Source organism: Nonomuraea composti (genome assembly GCF_012034275.1).
Classification (GTDB): Bacteria; Actinomycetota; Actinomycetes; order Streptosporangiales; family Streptosporangiaceae; genus Nonomuraea; species Nonomuraea composti.
Window position 1 is genome coordinate 86,813 of the sequence record NZ_JAATEP010000006.1, and the last position, 16,968, is coordinate 103,780.

General features: G+C 72.0%; 16 protein-coding genes. 8 read left to right on the forward strand and 8 right to left on the reverse strand.

Annotated elements, in window-relative coordinates:
• Nucleotides 1-8: 8 nt before the first annotated feature.
• The 4 genes from HCN51_RS10830 to HCN51_RS10845 all read right to left on the reverse strand — a co-directional run bounded on the left by HCN51_RS10830 (nt 9) and on the right by HCN51_RS10845 (nt 5,232).
• On the reverse strand, nt 9-1,319 hold the full coding sequence (locus HCN51_RS10830; RefSeq protein WP_346433601.1) for an MFS transporter: 1,311 nt from the start codon (nt 1,317-1,319) through the stop codon (nt 9-11).
• Nucleotides 1,320-1,482: 163 nt separating this feature from the next.
• Entirely contained in the window at nt 1,483-3,867 is a 2,385-nt protein-coding gene (locus tag HCN51_RS10835) for a glycoside hydrolase family 6 protein (RefSeq protein WP_168009277.1), read from the reverse strand.
• 11 nt (nt 3,868-3,878) lie between these two features.
• Nucleotides 3,879-4,892, reverse strand: a complete 1,014-nt coding sequence (locus tag HCN51_RS10840) for a GNAT family N-acetyltransferase (RefSeq protein ID WP_168009279.1) — start codon at nt 4,890-4,892, stop codon at nt 3,879-3,881.
• Nucleotides 4,893-4,986: 94 nt separating this feature from the next.
• The gene (locus HCN51_RS10845) at nt 4,987-5,232 is read right to left on the reverse strand and encodes a DUF2630 family protein (RefSeq protein ID WP_080041915.1); all 246 of its coding nucleotides are present in this window, start codon (nt 5,230-5,232) and stop codon (nt 4,987-4,989) included.
• A 47-nt stretch (nt 5,233-5,279) separates the two neighbouring features.
• Between HCN51_RS10845 and ddaH the strand changes: the two genes are divergently transcribed.
• Both ddaH and leuA read left to right on the forward strand, forming a co-directional pair.
• Nucleotides 5,280-6,017 carry a dimethylargininase gene (gene ddaH / locus HCN51_RS10850; RefSeq protein ID WP_346433602.1) on the forward strand — a complete coding sequence of 246 codons (738 nt, stop codon included), beginning with the start codon at nt 5,280-5,282 and terminating at the stop codon, nt 6,015-6,017.
• A gap of 203 nt (nt 6,018-6,220) precedes the next feature.
• On the forward strand, nt 6,221-7,927 hold the full coding sequence (leuA, locus tag HCN51_RS10855) for a 2-isopropylmalate synthase (protein WP_168009283.1): 1,707 nt from the start codon (nt 6,221-6,223) through the stop codon (nt 7,925-7,927).
• A 110-nt stretch (nt 7,928-8,037) separates the two neighbouring features.
• On the opposite strand, the gene HCN51_RS10860 is transcribed toward leuA, so the two are convergent.
• Nucleotides 8,038-8,274, reverse strand: coding sequence for a hypothetical protein (locus HCN51_RS10860; protein ID WP_168009285.1), 237 nt, complete (start codon nt 8,272-8,274; stop codon nt 8,038-8,040).
• A gap of 135 nt (nt 8,275-8,409) precedes the next feature.
• On the opposite strand from HCN51_RS10860, the gene HCN51_RS10865 reads away from it, so the two are divergent.
• The 3 genes from HCN51_RS10865 to HCN51_RS10875 are packed head-to-tail and all read left to right on the forward strand — an operon-like array spanning nt 8,410 to nt 12,738.
• Nucleotides 8,410-9,777: an MFS transporter gene (locus HCN51_RS10865; RefSeq protein WP_346433603.1), complete on the forward strand. Its 1,368-nt coding sequence runs from the start codon at nt 8,410-8,412 to the stop codon at nt 9,775-9,777.
• Nucleotides 9,774-12,128 (forward strand): PEP/pyruvate-binding domain-containing protein, encoded by a 2,355-nt coding sequence (locus tag HCN51_RS10870; protein ID WP_168009287.1) that lies wholly within the window; start codon nt 9,774-9,776, stop codon nt 12,126-12,128. The genes HCN51_RS10865 and HCN51_RS10870 overlap by 4 nt, the downstream gene beginning before the upstream one ends.
• A gap of 10 nt (nt 12,129-12,138) precedes the next feature.
• On the forward strand, nt 12,139-12,738 hold the full coding sequence (locus HCN51_RS10875) for a TetR/AcrR family transcriptional regulator (RefSeq protein WP_168009289.1): 600 nt from the start codon (nt 12,139-12,141) through the stop codon (nt 12,736-12,738).
• A gap of 20 nt (nt 12,739-12,758) precedes the next feature.
• Here the strand turns inward: HCN51_RS10875 and HCN51_RS10880 are convergent, their stop codons facing one another.
• The 3 genes from HCN51_RS10880 to HCN51_RS10890 are packed head-to-tail and all read right to left on the reverse strand — an operon-like array spanning nt 12,759 to nt 14,689.
• Entirely contained in the window at nt 12,759-13,649 is an 891-nt protein-coding gene (locus HCN51_RS10880) for a hypothetical protein (RefSeq protein ID WP_168009291.1), read from the reverse strand.
• Nucleotides 13,646-13,972, reverse strand: coding sequence for a PadR family transcriptional regulator (locus HCN51_RS10885; protein ID WP_168009293.1), 327 nt, complete (start codon nt 13,970-13,972; stop codon nt 13,646-13,648). The genes HCN51_RS10880 and HCN51_RS10885 overlap by 4 nt, the downstream gene beginning before the upstream one ends.
• A gap of 24 nt (nt 13,973-13,996) precedes the next feature.
• On the reverse strand, nt 13,997-14,689 hold the full coding sequence (locus tag HCN51_RS10890) for a TetR/AcrR family transcriptional regulator (RefSeq protein ID WP_168009295.1): 693 nt from the start codon (nt 14,687-14,689) through the stop codon (nt 13,997-13,999).
• A gap of 116 nt (nt 14,690-14,805) precedes the next feature.
• Between HCN51_RS10890 and HCN51_RS10895 the strand changes: the two genes are divergently transcribed.
• The 3 genes from HCN51_RS10895 to HCN51_RS10905 are packed head-to-tail and all read left to right on the forward strand — an operon-like array spanning nt 14,806 to nt 16,960.
• Complete coding sequence (locus tag HCN51_RS10895; protein ID WP_168009297.1) at nt 14,806-15,159, forward strand: YrdB family protein; 354 nt, start codon at nt 14,806-14,808, stop codon at nt 15,157-15,159.
• Nucleotides 15,160-15,161: 2 nt separating this feature from the next.
• Nucleotides 15,162-16,073 (forward strand): NAD-dependent epimerase/dehydratase family protein, encoded by a 912-nt coding sequence (locus tag HCN51_RS10900; RefSeq protein WP_168009299.1) that lies wholly within the window; start codon nt 15,162-15,164, stop codon nt 16,071-16,073.
• Nucleotides 16,070-16,960, forward strand: a complete 891-nt coding sequence (locus HCN51_RS10905) for a Gfo/Idh/MocA family protein (protein WP_168009301.1) — start codon at nt 16,070-16,072, stop codon at nt 16,958-16,960. Before HCN51_RS10900 ends, HCN51_RS10905 begins: the two co-directional genes overlap by 4 nt.
• Nucleotides 16,961-16,968 lie beyond the last annotated feature (8 nt).

The window sequence follows — 16,968 nt, forward strand, 5'->3', positions numbered from 1 at the left end:
TCGCCAGGTTAGACGCGGGTGGCGACCGATTCCCCCATGACCTGCTCGGTACGGGACAGCGCCACGTCCCTCGTTTCCCGCATGGTCAGGTAGACGACGAGCGAGATGGCCGCGCAACCCGAGACGTACCAGAAGAAACCGGACTCGATGCCGTTGTCCTTGAACCACAGCGCCACGTACTCGGCGGTGCCGCCGAACAGGGCGTTCGCGATCGCGTACGGGAGGGCGACGCCGAGCGCGCGCACGTTCGTCGGGAACAGCTCGGCCTTCACCACCGCGTTGATCGACGTGTAACCCGTCACGATGACCAGCCCGATGAGCGACAGCACCAGCCCGCCGCCGAACCCGTCGACCCCGCCCAGCGCGGTCATCAGCGGCACCGTCCCCAGCATCGACCCGATCCCGAACGTGATCAGCAGCGGCCGGCGCCCGATCCGGTCCGACAGGCCGCCCGCCAGCGGCTGCAGGCACATGAAGATGAACAGCGCGCAGAAGCTCACCAGCGTGGCGGTCTCCTTGGGCAGGCCCGCGGAGTTCGACAGGTACTTGGTGAGGTACGTCGTGTACGTGTAGTACGCGACCGTGCCGCCCATCGTCAGCGCGATGACCAGCAACGCCTCCTTCTTGTGGCTCAGCAGCGCCCTGATCGTGCCGCGGCCCTTGCCGCTCTCGCGCTCCTCCTCGTCGTACGCCTCCGTCTCCAGCAGGTTGCGGCGCAGGTAGAACACGACCGCCGCGGCCGCCGCGCCGACGATGAACGGGATGCGCCAGCCGTACGAGCTGAGGGCCTCCTTCGACATCGTGTTCTGCAGGATGATCTGCAGGCCCAGGCCGACGAGCTGGCCCGCGGTCATCGAGACGTACTGGAAACTGGAGGCGAAGCCGCGGCGGCCGCGCGGGGTCGCCTCCGTCAGGTACGTCGCGCTGGCCGCGTACTCGCCGCCCACCGACAGGCCCTGCAGCAGGCGCGCCACCACCAGCACCAGCGCGCCGAAGTAGCCGACCGCCTCGTACGTCGGCGCGATCGCGATCAGCAGCGCGCTGGCCGACATGAGCGTCACCGTGAGCGTGAGCGCCGCCTTGCGGCCCTTCCTGTCCGCGTAACGGCCCAGGAGCCAGCCGCCGAGCGGGCGCATGAAGAAGCCGACCGCGAAGATGGCCGCGGTGTTCAGCAGCTTCGCCGTGTCGTTGCCCTCAGGGAAGAACGAGGCCGCGAAGTAGACGGCGAAACTGCTGTAGACGAACCAGTCGTACCACTCGACCATGTTGCCGATGGAGCCGCCGATGACGGCCTTCCACGGCACGCGTGCCTTGCTCACGAGGAACCTCCTGGGGGGCTGTAGTCGCTGGTCAGAGCCTCACGCCAGAAGGTTGCTCCGGACAAGGGAGCAGGGCTGATATCTAACGTCCGCTTAACATGACTTCTTACGTGGCATTAACGCCGGCGCAACAGTGGGGTGCCATTCCGTTCGGAGGCGGGCCTCAGCGGAGCGGCGGGTTCGCGTTCTTCGCGCGCTCCAGGGCCAGGTCCGCCCACCACTCGCCGCTCTCCGGCGACACCACGCCGCGCTCCGGATCCTTCTCCCCGTCCGTGCCGCGCCTGCACCTTCCGCTCGACGTCCCCGCGCGGGCGATCCACAGGTACGCGTCCACCAGCTCCTCACCCGTCTCCGTCGTCGGCCGGTCGCCCACGCCGCGGCCCGGCGGGTTGCACCACGTCTGCGGGTCCGCGTAGTGCTTCTTCGGGGACCAGGAGCCCTGGCCGTTGCGGCTGGTGTCCACGACGAAGTGCGGCATGGCCGCCGGGTCCACCGTGGCGTCCTTCGGGCACGTTGTGCCGCCCGTCTTGAGACGTACCGCGATGCAGGCGGACAGGGCTTTGCCGTACTCGACGCTGTTGGCGGTGCTCTGGTAGGCGGCCGTGTTGAGGAAGAAGCCGTCCGTTCTGTCGACCCCGGCCCTGATCAGGCGCTCGGCCATGATCTCGGTGCCCGGCCAGTGGTCCTGGCTGCCGTCCAGATAGACCGCCGTCCGCGGATTCGCCTTCAGAGTCTGGACGGCCTGACGCAGGTCCTTGTACCGCTGCTCCGGCGAGCCCTGGAGGTCCGGACACTGGTCCGTGCCCGGCATCTTCACCAGGCTGCCCGGCTCCAGGATGACCACCGCCTTCGCGGAGCCGATCTGGCGGGCCACGCCGGCCAGCCACTCCTGGTACGTCCGCATCGCGTCCGTGGTGGTCGGGCGGCACTCGGCGTCCGGCATGTAGTTCACCAGGAACACCGGGACCGCGCCCGCCCGCTCCGCCGCCGCGATCGTCGTCTCCACCTTCGACCTGACCTCCGGCTGGGCCAGGCGGATCGCGTGCGGGACCTGGGCCAGCTTGCGCATCAGCTCGGCATCCTGCGGGCGGTCGTCCTTCCACAGGGCCGCCTGCTTGGCGGCGCCGGGCTCCTCGGGGGCGTAGAACGTGACCGGGCCCTTCGACCGCAGGGGGTTCTCGGGGGTGGGTTGGGCCGTGGCGGCTGCCGGTGGCATCGTGGACGTGTCGGCCGTGGTGGTCTTCCCGTCTCCGCGCAGGGCCAGCGCCACCGAAACCCCGGCCACCGCCACCACCAGGGCGGCCATGGCGGTCAGCACCTTACGCCGGTTGACCGCCGTCCCCGTCGCGCCGCCCTCCGCCGTACCACCTCTCGCCGCACCGGCGCCGGGAGGGGCGCTCGCGGAGGGCACGTCCACGCCGCCTCCGCCTCCGCCGCCCGTGCCGGCCAGGCCCGCGCCCTTCGCGCCGCCGCCCGTGCCTGCGATGCCTGTACCGGCCGTGGTTGCGTCGCTCGTGCCCGCTATGCGCGCACTCGTGCCCGCCGTGCTCGCGTCGCTTGCGCGTGCCACGCTCGCGCCCGTCGTGCTTGCGTTGCCGGCGCCCTCGTCGTTGCTCGGGCCGGTGCCGGGCGTGCCCGCTGTGCCGCCTGCGCCCGTGCTGCTTGGGCCCGTGCCGCTCGGGTCCGTGTCGCCGCTCGGCCCCTTGCCCCCGCCCGTGGTCCCGATGACGGGCGCGCCTGCACCGTCTGTGGGGCCGACGCTCAAATGGTCCATCAGGGCCTGGGCGGTGGGGCGGGCGGTGGGGTTTTTGTGGAGGGCGGCGAGGACCAGGTCGTGCAGGGGGCCGGGGAGGCCGGTCAACGTGGGTGGGTCGTTGACGATGCGGAGGAGCAGGGTGGGGATGGTGCCGGAGCCGAAGGGCGGGGTGCCGGCGGCGGCGAAGGCGACGGTGCAGCCCCACGAGAAGATGTCCGACGCCGGGCCTACCGGGCCGCCGGAGATTTGCTCCGGGGACATGTAGGCGGGGGTTCCCAGGACGGTGCTGCTGAGGTCGGCGTCGGCGAGCCAGGCTATGCCGAAGTCGATGACCTTGGGGCCGACCTGGGAGAGGAGGACGTTGGAGGGTTTGAGGTCGCGGTGGACGACGCCGGCGCCGTGGATGGCGCGTAAGGCCATCGCCATGGAGGCGGCGAGGCCGTCGAGGGCGGAGCCGCGCAGGGGGCCGTACGTGGTGACGTGCTGTTTGAGGCTGGGGCCCTCGACGTACTCGGTGACCAGGTAGGCGAGCCGGCCGTCCACGTCGGCGTCGAGGACGGGGGCGGTGCAGAAGCGGGCGACGCGCTTCGCGGCGGCGACCTCGCGGGCGAAGCGGCGCCGGAAGTCGGGGTGGGCGTCCATGCGGGCGTGCAGGAGCTTGACGGCGACCCGGGTGCCGGCGGGGTCGCGGGCCAGGTAGACGACGCCCATGCCGCCCTCGCCGAGCCGGGCGAGGAGGGTGTAGGGCCCCACCTGGCTCGGATCCCCGTCTCTCAGGACCTCCAAGGTCATAGAGGCTCAGGTTAGCCCGGATGATCCATCGGCTCCACAGGGAGCCGCCACTGGTGCCATTCGTCGAAGAGTTCGAAGCCCATGGCTTCGTTGATGGCGAGCATGTGGCGGTTGGTGGTGGCGTTCCAGGTGATGACGCGTTCGACGTGGGGCTCGTGCTCGCGCATCCAGAGCAGGTTGGTGAGCTTGAGCAGCAGGCCGAGGCGGTGGCCGCGGTGGTCGCGCAGCACCGCCGTGTCGCTCTGCTGGGCCCAGCCGTCGGTGCGGCCGATGTCGAGGAAGAGGCGCGTGTACGCGGCGGGCGCGCCGTCGGTGTCGCGGCGGGCGATCGTGGTGTAGCAGGTCTGGCCCACGTCGGGCATGCTCTCCTCGCGGGCGCGCAGGCGTTCGAGGCTGAAGTTCTGCTCCTCGACGTCGCCGTGGCGGGGGGCGTCGTTCATGCCGTTCAGGAGGGTCGCGAGGTCGGGCAGCAGGTGGGGCGGGGTGGGGCCGATCCAGCGTTCGAGGGTGTAGCCCTCGACCTGGGGGATCATGCGCTCCAGTGCGGGCCAGTCGGCCTTGCGCAGGTCGAGGGTGCGGCGGGCCTCCGACAGGGCCACGTCCATGCCGTGCGCGGCGGCGAAGCGGGCGCCGGTGCCGGTGGCGGGAGTCTCGGTGAGCAGGAGGGTACGGCCGTGCGCGCGTACGCGGTCGAGGGCGTGCTCGAAGAGCGCGCTGCCGAGGCCGCGGCCACGGTGGTCGGGGTGCACGACGAGGGGGAAGACCCAGGCCGTGTGGAGGTTGTCGAGCCGGGGGAAGGCCAGGGAGTAGCCGCCGATGACCTGGCCGTCCTCGATGAGGGCGCACGCTTCGACCCGCTGGGCGGGCGAGTGGGCGCCCATGTCGCGGCGGAACCGGGCGAGCGGGATCACGGGGCCGGCGTCCTCGTGGTAGCCGGTCGCGTACGCCGCGTGCAGGCCCTCGACGAGGTCGTCGTCGGAGGGGTCGCCAGGCCGGTCGGGGATGGTGATGGGCTGGATCCGCATGCCTCTAGCCAAGCGCACCGCCACCGGCCGTGGCCAGCCGTTTTACCGCCGCCGACGACGACGACGCTCCTCCGTCGTTCCACCGCCGACGGTGCTACTGGCGGTAGTTCTCCACCTCGCCGGCCGGGCGGGCGGTGGCGCCGTCGGGGTCCTCGCCCGCGCCGCGCCTGGCCCGGCGCTGCCTGAGCAGGTCCCAGCACTGGTCGAGGGCCGTCTCCAGCTCCTTGATGCGCGCGTGCTCCTGGTCGGAGGTCACCTCACCGGCGGACAGCCGGTCGCGCAGCTCGTGCTCCTCGGTGACCAGCGCGCTGATCCTGGTGAGAATCTCGTCGTCCCGCATGCCCAAGACTCTAATCACCGCGTGATAGAACACGCCCTATGGGTGGTATGGCGCTGGTAAGAAAGCCTGGTCCGAGCATCTCCGAGGGAATCGTCACACATATCGAGCGGAGGCCGGTGGACCACGAGCGGGCCGCCGCCCAGCACGACGCGTACGTCGAGGCGCTGGCCGGGGCGGGCTGGCGGCCGGTGTACGTGCCGCGCGCCGACGACCTGCCGGACGCGCCGTTCGTGGAGGACACCATGGTGGTGTCGGGGCGGCTGGCGGTGCTGACCAGGCCGGGGGCGCCGGAGCGGCGGCCGGAGGTGGAGTCGGTCGCGCGGGTCGTGCACGAGCTGGGCATGAAGTGCGTACGGATCGTGCCGCCCGGCACGCTCGACGGCGGCGACGTGCTGCAGGTCGGCCCCACCGTGTACGTGGGCAGGTCGGCCCGCACCAGCGACGAGGCCATCGCGCAGCTCACCGCCCTGCTGCCGGAACGGCGGATCGTGGCCGTGGAGCTGCGGGGCGTGCTGCACCTGAAGTCGGCGGTGACGGCGCTGCCCGACGGGACGCTCATCGGGGATCCGGCCTGCGTGGATCTGCCCGGGATGCTGGTGCCGGAGGAGGAGGCGGGGGCCCATGTGGTGGTGCTGGGGGAGGATCGGGTGCTGATGTCCGCGTCGGCGCCCCAGACCGCCGTCATGCTCGAAAAGCGCGGATTTTTCGTGACGAAGGTGGATATTTCGGAGTACGAGAAGCTTGAAGGTTGCGTGACCTGCTTGAGCGTGCTGGTGGCTGATTGACGGCGTGCTCATGATCAAGGAGCCGGTCTCGGAATCTGAGATCGTGGGCGGTGCATCCCGAGACGTCTGGTAGCGTGCATGGCATGCTGCGCGGGCTCCTTCTTAGCTGCCGCGGCGGGGGCCTCTAGGCCGGCTCCCTCGCCGCGGAGCGAGTCATGCGCGTCGGCCGCTTTCTTTCCGGAGACCGACGAGGAGCATCCACCATGACCGCTCAGCAGCCCAGCCGCATGCCCGTCCATCGCTATCAGCCGTTCGAGCCGATCCGGCTGACCGACCGCACCTGGCCCGACAAGGTGATCACCAAGGCGCCCCGCTGGTGCGCGGTGGACCTGCGTGACGGCAACCAGGCCCTGATCGACCCGATGGACTCGCACCGCAAGCTCCAGATGTTCGAGCTGCTGGTACGCATGGGCTACAAGGAGATCGAGGTAGGCTTCCCGGCCGCCTCGCAGACCGACTTCGACTTCATCCGGCAGATCATCGAAGAGGGCCGCGTCCCCGACGACGTCGTCATCCAGGTGCTGACGCAGGCCCGTCCCGAGCTGATCGAGCGCACCTTCGAGTCTCTGGCGGGCGCCAAGCAGGCGATCGTCCACCTGTACAACTCGACCTCCACCCTGCAGCGCCGCGTCGTCTTCGGCCAGGACAAGGACGGCATCACCGCCATCGCCGTCGAGGGCGCCAAGCTGGTCAAGAAGCTCGCCGACGCCAGCGACGTGGACGTCTACTTCCAGTACTCGCCGGAGTCGTTCACCGGCACCGAGCTGGAGTACGCCGTCGAGGTGTGCGACGCGGTCAACGAGGTGTGGCAGCCCACCCCCGACCGCAAGGTGATCATCAACCTGCCGGCCACGGTCGAGATGGCCACCCCCAACATCTACGCCGACCAGATCGAGTGGATGCACCGCAACCTCAAGCACCGCGACTCGATCGTCCTGTCGCTGCACCCGCACAACGACCGCGGCAGCGCCGTGGCCGCCGCCGAGCTGGGCTACATGGCCGGCGCCGACCGCATCGAGGGCTGCCTGTTCGGCAACGGCGAGCGCACCGGCAACGTCTGCCTGGTCACCCTGGGCATGAACCTGTTCTCCCAGGGCGTCGACCCCGAGATCGACTTCAGTGACATCGACGAGATCCGCCGCGTCACCGAATACTGCAACCAGCTGCCCGTGCACCCGCGCCACCCGTGGGGCGGCGAGCTGGTCTACACCGCCTTCTCCGGCTCCCACCAGGACGCCATCAAGAAGGGCTTCGAGCACCTGGAGCGCGACGCCGCTGCGGCCGGGGTGCCGGTCGACGAGTTCACGTGGGCGGTCCCGTACCTGCCGATCGACCCGAAGGACATCGGCCGCACCTACGAGGCGGTCATCCGGGTCAACAGCCAGTCCGGCAAGGGCGGCGTGGCGTACATCATGAAGGCCGACCACCAGCTCGACCTGCCGCGCCGGCTGCAGATCGAGTTCTCGAAGGTCGTGCAGGCGCGCACCGACAGCGAGGGCGGCGAGATCAGCCCGGCCGCGATGTTCGAGATCTTCCGCGACGAGTACCTGCCCAACCCGGCCAACCGCTGGGGCCGCCTGAGCCTGATGGCGCACCGGCACGAGTCCACGGTCGACGACAAGGATCTCATCAGCGCCGACGTGCGGCTCGACGGCGAGATCCGCGAGATCGAGGGCAAGGGCAACGGCCCGATCTCGGCGTTCATCGACGCGATCGCGGGCGTCGGCATGCAGGTGCGGGTCCTCGACTACGTGGAGCACGCGATGAGCGCGGGCAGCGACGCCAAGGCGGCCTCCTACCTGGAGTGCGAGGTCAACGGGAAGGTGCTGTGGGGTGTGGGCATCGACGCCAACACCACGACCGCCTCGCTGAAGGCCATCATCTCCGCGGTCAACCGCGCCTCGCGCTGAGCCGGTGTTCCTGAGGTGGCCCGCCTGTCTCGGTGAGCGGGCCGCCTCAGGCCCGCCTGTCTTGGTACACCGGCCGCCTCAGGCCCGCCTGTTTCGGTGAGCGGGCCGCCTCAGGAACGGACGGCGGGCTTGTGCGCGCTGAACGTCAGGCCGTCGCCGACGCTGAGCGTGATGTCGACGTATCCGAGCGTCTGCAGGCGCACCAGGAACGCGGACGGCTCCACCGGGTTGTAGACGTCGGCGTCGTGGAACTCGTGCAGCGTGTGGCTCGGCAGGCTGTCGGCGCCGACGAGCACCCCGCCCGGCCGCAGCACCCGCAGGACCTCCGCCAGGAGCCGGTTCTGCACGGCGCGAGACAGGCGTCACTCCCGGCGCGTACTTCCGGACCTCCCGCGTTTAGTGAACGTTGCGTTTCTCTGCGGTGAATCCTATGCTCGTTAGAGAACGGTCCGTTCACTAAGGCTGGTGATGCCGTGCTTTTCGTGCTGTCCGGATTGGTGCTGGCGATGCTGCTCGGCGCCCTCGACCAGACGATCATGGCGCCCGCGCTGCCCGCCGTCGCCGGAGCCCTCGGCGGGCTCGACCAGATGCCCGCCGTCGTCACCGCCTACCTCGCCGCCGCCACCGTCGTCATGCCCGTCTACGGCAAGCTCGGCGACCGGTACGGCCGCAAGCCCGTCATGCAGGCCGCCGTCATGATCTTCGTGGCCGGGGCCGTGCTGTGCGCGATGGCCACGACGATGCCGCAGTTCATCGCCTTCCGCGCCATCCAGGGGCTGGGCGGCGGCGGGCTCGTCATCGGGTCGCAGGCGATCATCGGGGAGCTCGTCAGCCCCCGTGACCGCGGGCGTTACCTCGGCCTGTTCGGGGCCGCGTACATCGTGGCCGCCGTCGGCGGGCCGCTGGTCGGCGGGTTCTTCGTCGACCGGGCCGGCTGGCGGTGGATCTTCGCCATCTACCCGCCGCTGGGGCTGCTGGCGCTCGTGCTGCTGACGGTCGCGCTCAAGCTGCCGCGGCCCCGTACGAAGGCGCCGCTCGATGTGGCCGGGGCCGTCACGCTCGGCGTCGCCGTGGTCGGGGTGGTCATGGTGGGGGAGAGCGGCAACCCGGCCTACCTCGTCCTGGCCGCCGCGGGCGTCGTGGCGTGGCTGGTCAGCGCCCGGTACGCGCGGGACCCGATCCTGCCGCTGCGGCTGTTCAGGGACCGGGCGTTCGCGGTGCCCGTGACGATCAGCCTGCTCATCGGGTTCGCGCTGTTCGGGACCGTCACGTACCTGCCCGCGTACGCGCAGATCGCCCTGCACACCAGCGCCACGCGGGCAGGGCTGCTGGTGACCGCGCTCATGGGCGGCGTGCTGCTCACCACCGTCGTGTCCGGCCGGCTCATCAGCAGGACGGGGACGTACAAGCCGTATCCCATCGCGGGCACCGCCCTGGCGGCGGCCGGGCTCGGGCTGCTGGGGCTGGCCGGGGCCGCGCCGGCCGTGCTCGTCGCCGCGCTGCTGCTGACCGGGCTCGGGATCGGGCTGGTCATGCAGGTCATGGTGCTGGCCACGCAGAACGCCGTGGAGTACGCCGACCTCGGCACCGCCACCTCGTCGGTGACGTTCCTGCGGCAGATCGGCGCGTCGGCCGGGGTGGCCCTGGTGGGCGCCCTGATCACGCTGCGGTCGGGCATCTCCAGCACCTCGCCCGCGCGACTGCCGGAGAGCGTGCGCGACGCGTTCGCCGCCGCCGCGCCGCCGATCTTCGCGGCCATGGCGCCGCTGCTGCTCGTGGCGTTCCTGCTGGCACTGGCGCTGCCGGCGCGCCCGCTCCGCACCACCGCCTACATCGAGGAGAACCAGTGAAGCTCGTCGCACCGCTGAGCGCCTTCGGGCGCGCCGACCTGGCGGTGGCCGGAGGCAAGGGCGCCAACCTGGGGGAGCTGGTCAGGAGCGGCTTCCCGGTGCCTGACGGGTTCGTCGTCACCACGCACGCGTACGAGCTGGGCGCCCAAGGGCGCGGCGTGCGCGCCGAGCTGCCCGCCGACCTGCGGCAGGCCATCACCGACGCCTACGCCGGGCTCGGCGGCGGGCCCGTGGCCGTGCGGTCGAGCGCCACCGCCGAGGACCTGCCGGGCGCCGCCTTCGCCGGACAGCAGGACACCTACCTGAACGTCACCGGCGAGCCCGCCCTGCTCGACGCCGTCCGCCGCTGCTGGGCCTCCCTCTGGACCGAGCGCGCCGTCGCCTACCGGGCCAGGCTGGGCATCGACGACGCGGACGTGCGGATCGCGGTGGTGGTGCAGCGCATGGTGGAGGCGGAGGTGGCGGGCGTCCTGTTCACCGCGAACCCGGTCACCGGCGACCGCACCCAGCTCGTCATCGACGCGAGCAGCGGGCTCGGCGAGGCCGTCGTCTCGGGCCTCGTCACCCCGGACCACTACGTGCTGGACGCGCACGGCCACCTCACCTTCACCCCCGGGCGCCGGGAGGTGGTCGTCCGCAGCGCTCCCGGCGGCGGCGTCATTCATGAGAGCGGGGCCGGGGAGCGGGCCGGGCGGTTGCCGGATGCGGTGGTGGCGGAGCTGGGACGGCTGGGGCGGAAGGTGGCCGCGCACTTCGGGCGCCCGCAGGACGTCGAGTGGGCGTACGCGGGCGGGCGGCTCCACCTGCTCCAGGCCCGCCCCATGACCGCGCTGCCGCCGCCTCCGGTGGGCCGGCTCAACCCGCTCCGGCGCCGCCTGGCCACGGTCCTGATGGAGTACCTGCCCGAGCGGCCCTACCCGATCGACATGTCCACCTGGGTCCCGTACGGCCCGGCGGGGCTGATGCGCAACGTCCTGGCCGGCTTCGGCGTGCGGCGCGCGTTCGACGACTTCTTGCAGGAGGAGGACGGCGTCGTCTACCGGCTGGTGCCCCCGTCGCCGAAGCCGGCCCCGAAGGTGCTCATCGCGCCGCTCCTGGTGCTGGCCAAGGCGATGCGGTACGACCCGGCGAAGTGGACGCGGGACCGGCGCTTTCGCGACTACCTGGCGAAGGTCGAGGAGCTGCGCTCCCGCGACCTGAGCGCGATGCCGTGGGGCGAGCTGCTGCGCGTGCCCCGGCAGGCGCTCGCCCTGGTGGCACCCGTGGCCGACCTGCGCGTGGACTACCTGCCCGGCACCGGGCTGGCGCTGCTGCGGCTCCTGGTGGCGGTACGGCTGCTGGGGCGGCGCAAGCTGTTCGCCGACCTGCTGCACGGGGCGCGCACCAGGACCACGGACACCAACGAGGGCCTGGAGCGGCTGGCGGAGCTGGCCAGACGGACGGGGGCGCTGGAGTCGGAGCCGCCGCCCGCCGATTTCGCGCGGGCGCTGGCGGCGTTCCTCGACGAGTACGGGCATCGGGAGACCGCCAGCCCCATCCTCGTCACGCCGCCCACCTGGGGCGATGCCCCCGAGGTGGTGCTGGGGCTGGTGAAGGTGCTGTCCGGGAGCACGCCGGAGCAGGAACGACCGGCGCGCGGGGACGCGCTGGAGCGGCTGCTCGCCCACCCCTGGCTGCGGTCGGAGGGCCGTCGCGCGCTCGTCAAGCGGTGGGTGGAGGCGGCGCGGGCCGGCGTCGCGTTCAGGGAGGACAGCCACTTCTATTTCACGATGCCGCAGCCCGTCCTGCGCCGGGCGCTGCTGGAGCTGGGCCGCCGCCTGCGTGCCGCCGGCGTCCTGACGACGCCTGAGGACGTCTTCCACCTGCGGATGGAGGAGCTGGAGGAGATCCGGGACGTGGCCACCCTGAGCGGGGCGCACGCCGAGCGGCTGCGGGAGCTCGTCGCCAGGCGGGCGCTCAAGCGGGAGGAGCTGTCCGGCGTGCGGCTCATCGACCCGGCCGCGATCTTCCCGCCGTCCGTCACCGGCGACGCGCTGCTCACCGGCACCCCGGCGGGCGGCGGCACCGCGACCGGGCCGGTGAAGGTGATCACCAAGCCCGCCGAGTTCGGCCGCCTCGCCGCCGGCGACGTGCTCGTCTGCCCGTACACGAACCCGTCGTGGACACCGCTGTTCCAGCGCGCGGCGGCCGTCGTCGTGGACACCGGCGGCGCCGCCTCGCACGCCGCGATCGTGGCCAGGGAGTACGGCATCCCGGCCGTCATGGGCACCGGGACGGGCACCTCCGCCCTGAAGGACGGGCAGCTCGTCACCGTCCACGGCGATACCGGCGCGGTCACCGGCGCTTCCTAGAATGCATGCCATGGTCACCGACCACCGCAAGCTGCCACGACGCCGGGGCGAGGCGCTCTCCGCCGCGATCTACCAGGCCACGCTCGACGAGCTGGCCGAGGTCGGTTACGCCGGGCTGACCATGGAGCGGGTCGCCGAGCGGGCCAAGGCCAGCAAGGCGTCGCTCTACCGGCGCTGGCCCACCCGCATCGAGCTGGTGATGGAGGCGGTCTACCAGTCGTTGCCCAGCCCGGAGAGCTCGCCCGACACCGGCAGCCTGCGCGGCGACCTGGTCGCCATGCTCACCCGTACGGCGCAGGCCCTGTCGGGCCCGGCCGGTGAGGCGATGCGCGGGCTGCTCGGCGAGGCGTTGCGGGGCGAGTCGCCGCTGAGCACCATGCGGCGCAACTCTCAGGGCACGGCCAGGAAGCTGATGGAGGAGATCGTGCGGCGGGCGGTGGAGCGCGGCGAGGTGGACCCGGCGGACGTCACCCCGCGCCGCCTCGACTCCGGGCACGCGCTGCTGCGCCACCACTTCCTGTTCGAGGGGCCGCCGATCCCGGAGCGGCTGGTGGTCGAGATCGTGGACGAGGTGCTCGTCCCCCTGCTCAAACCCCGCGCGACCGCCTGACCCTCCGAAAGGTGGACGGCTCAGATGCGGAGCGGGCCGAGAGGGGCGGGGTCGGGCAGGGCCGCCGGGTCGTGCGGGGCGCTCCTGAGCACGGCCCACGCCACCAGCGCCGCCAGCCCGGTGCTGAGCACCGCCCCGGCCGCCACCGCCGTGACGAACCACGGCGAGGAGTGCCGCAGCCCGAACGCCATCAGCCCCGCCACGGCCAGCCACGCGATCCCGTTCAGCATCGCGGCCACCGCCAGCGACTTGCCGGCCGCCCGCGCGCCGCCCGCCAGCACGGGCGAGCCGGACGCGGTCAGCGGCACCGGCAGGACCAGCGTCATGAGCGTCGGGACGAAGAAGCCGCCCACCATGGCGCCGCCGAGCGCCGTGACGGGATGCACGGTGCCGAACACGTAGCCGAGGTAGGCGGCCAGGACGAACCCGGCCGGGACGGCCACGGCGAGCGCCGTCAGCAGCACCCGCCGCCCCGTCGCGCGGGCCGCCGCCCCGTAGGGGGCGCGCTTCCCGGCGGCGCGCACGGCGAGGCCGAGCTGCCACGGCGACAGCAGCGCCATGGCGGCGGCCATGGTGAAGCAGGAGGTGGCCGCCCTGAACAGCCAGCCGGCCTCGGAGGCGTCCGCCCACGCGAAGGAGAGCCTGGCCGGCCCGCTCACGGCCGGGCCCCACAGCAGCCACAGGGCGTAGGAGCCGGCGACGAGGATCGCCCACAGCGGCAGGCGCAGCGGCCGGGCGCCGGGGATGCGGCGGCGGTGCAGCCACGCGTCGGCCGCCCCCATCGCCAGGTCGGCCACGGTGCGCGCCCGCACGGGGCGCGCGGCGACCAGGTCGGCGACCTCCTCGCCGTAACGCTCTCGCCACGCCTTCGGGTAGAGGCGCAGCACGGCCCCCGCCACGGCCCGCATCATGCCGGCCCCCATGCGAGGCTGCGCCGGACCCCGGTCTGCTCCACCCGGCGCAGCGTGGCGAGCTGCTCGCGCAGCGCGGCCCGCCCGCCGTCGGTGATCCGGTACGGCTTGCGCCGCTCGGCGGAGGCGACCGGCTCGATCCAGCCGCGCTCCTCCAGCCGCATCAGCGCCCCGTACAGCGTGCCGGGCTCCAGCGACGTGCCGGAGAACTCCTCGATGTCGCTGATCATGCGGTATCCGTGTTTCTGCCCCTCGGCGAGGCTGATGAGCACGAGCAGCGCCACATCCGTGAAGCGGCCGAGCTCCTGAGACTTACGAGCCATGTATTCAGTAAAACTTAGTAAGTCTTACTGAGCAAGCCCGATCGTGCCCGCCGCGATCCGCATGCTGTGCTCGAAGGCGCCGCCCCGGTCGTGGAGGGTGTTGTTGAACTGGCCGAACACCTCGAAGTTCACCCATCCGTACAGACTCGTCCAGGCCGAGAGGGCGCGCCAGACCACGGGGTCGGGCACGCCGGGCATGAGGTCGCGGAAGCCGGCGATGTCCGGTTCGAGCTGCGGCGGCGCCTCCTCCCCGGGGGCGCGGACCGCGCCCGCCTGCCAGGCGTCGGTCATGAGGCGGCCCAGTACGACGACGTCGCGCAGGCGGGCCTCGATCGTCTCCTGGGGTGCCTGGTAGCCGGGGACGGGGGAGCCGTAGATCAGCGCGTACTCGTGGGGATGGGCCACCCCCCACTCGCGCACGCCCCGGCAGGCGGCCAGCCATCGCCCGAGGTGGTCGTCGCGGGGGACGGCGGCCTCGGCGCGCTCGACGGCCGCGCCGAGCGCGTTGTAGCCGTCGATGATCAGTGTGGTGAGCAGGTCGTCGCGGCTCGGGAAGTAGCGGTAGATGGCCGAGGAGACCATGCCCATCTCCCTGGCCACGGCCCGCAGTGACAGGCCGCCGGCTCCCTCGGTGGCGAGCTGCCGGCGGGCGATGTCGGTGATCTCTCGGGTGAGCTCGGCCCTGACGCGTTCTCTGGCGGTGCGGCTGGCTGTCATGCGCAGCAGATTACCAGAGCGGTGACAAGAAACGAGAGCACCGCTCTTGACGATCGGCGCTCTCTTGAGAGAGCATTGCTCTCGTAAGCGAACCACCCCTCACCCGGAGGCCCCCGATGCTCGCCCTCGCCAAGAACGCCAACATGCTCCTCATGTTCCTGCTGGAGCTCGGGGTGCTGGCCTCCGTCGCCTACTGGGGCTTCACCGTCAGCCCCAACTGGGGCATCAAGCTGCTGGCCGGGCTCGGCGGCCCCGCGCTGTTCATCACGGCGTGGGCACTGTTCGGGGCGGGTGGCGGCGCGAACGCCACCTTCCCGCTCACCGGCCTGGCCCGCGCCGCCCTGGAGATCGTCTGGTTCGGCGGCGGCGCCCTCGCCCTCTACGCCGCAGGGGTGATCACCCCGGCGATCATCTTCGCCGCACTCTTTATCCTCAATGCGGTTCTCCGCATCTTCTGGAACGAGGTCTGATCATGGGCAAGCACGTCGTCGTCGGTGCCGGCCAGGTCGGCGCGCACCTGGCCGCCAAGCTCATCGCCCACGGGCACGAGGTCGTCGTCGTCACCCGCTCCGGCAGCGGCCCGGACGGCGCGACCAAGGTCGCCGCGGACGTCGCCGACCGGGCCAGGCTGACCGACATCACCCGAGGCGCCGACGTCCTCTACAACTGCGTGAACCCGAAGTACCACCGCTGGCTCACCGACTGGCCGCCGATGGCCGCCTCGTTCCTGGCCGCCGCCGAGGCGAGCGGCGCCGTCTACGTCATGCTCGGCAACCTCTACCCGTACGGGCCCGTCACCGCCCCCATGACCGAGGACCTGCCGCTCTCCTCCCCGAACCCCAAGTTCCGGGTACGCGCCCAGATGTGGGCCGACGCGCTGGCCGCGCACGAGGCCGGCCGGATCAGGGCCACCGAGATCCGCGGCTCCGACTACTACGGCCCCGGCGCCAGCGACCAGTCCTACCTCGGCGACCGCTTCATCGCGCCGCTCAAGGCGGGCAAGCCGATCGTCTCGCCCTGGCCCGCGGACGTCCCGCACAGCTGGACGTACCTGCCGGACGTCGCCGACACGATGATCACCGCGGGCGCGGACGAGCGCGCCTGGGGCAGGCCCTGGCACGTGCCCACCGCCGAGCCGCTGACCTTCCGCCAGATGGCGGCGCGGATGGCCGCCGTGTCCGGCAGCCCCGAGCCCCGGCTGCGGGTGCTGCCGTGGCCGCTGGTGCGGGCGGCCGGGCTGTTCTCGCCCATGCTCGGCGAGCTGCGGCACGTCCGCTACCAGTTCACCGCGCCGTTCGTGCTCGACTCCTCCGCCTTCCAGCGCACGTTCGGTGCCGCGCCTACCCCGGTCGACGCGGCGCTGAAGGCTACGCTCGACGGATGAAGATTGCCATGATCGGCCTCGGCGACATCGCGGAGAAGGCGTACCTGCCCGTGCTCGCCGCCCAGCCGGCCCTCGACCTGCACCTGTGCACCCGCAACGAGGCCCGGCTGCACCGGCTCGGCGACACCTACCGCATCGCCGCCCGCTCCACCAGCGTGGACGACGTGATCAAGGCGGGGGTGCGCGCGGCGTTCGTGCACGCGGCCACCGACGCCCACCCCGAGATCGTCGAGGCGCTGCTCAGCGCCGGCATCCACGTCTACGTCGACAAGCCGCTCGCCTTCTCGCTGGACGCCTGCGAGCGGCTCGTCCGGCTGGCCGAGACGGAAGACCGGTCCCTCATGGTGGGCTTCAACCGCCGCTACGCCCCCGGCTACGTCGAGCTGGCCGCCCACCCCCGGCACCTCGTCCTCATGGAGAAGCACCGCCACAACCTGCCCGACGTGCCGCGCCGCGCCATCTTCGAGGACTTCATCCACGTCGCCGACACGCTGCGGTTCCTGCTGCCCGGGCCGGCCACCGGCACCACGATCAGGACCCGCGTCCGCGACGGCCTCGTCCAGCACATCGTGCTGGAGCTGTCCGGCGACGGCTTCACCGCCCTCGGCGTCATGAACCGGATGAGCGGCGCCTCCGAGGAGAGCTGCGCCGCCATGGGCGACGGCGCCAAGCGGCGGGTGGTCAACCTCGGGGACGTCATCGCCCACCAGGGCGGCGAGACCCTGACGCGGCGGCCCGACTGGGTGCCGGTGGCCAGGCAGCGCGGGATCGAGCAGATCTGCCTGGAGTTCCTGTCCGCCGTGCGCGACGGGCGCCGCCTCGACGCCACCGACGCGCTGGCCTCGCACGCCCTCTGCGAGGAGATCGTCGCCCAGGCGGGCGGCTGAAGACCCGG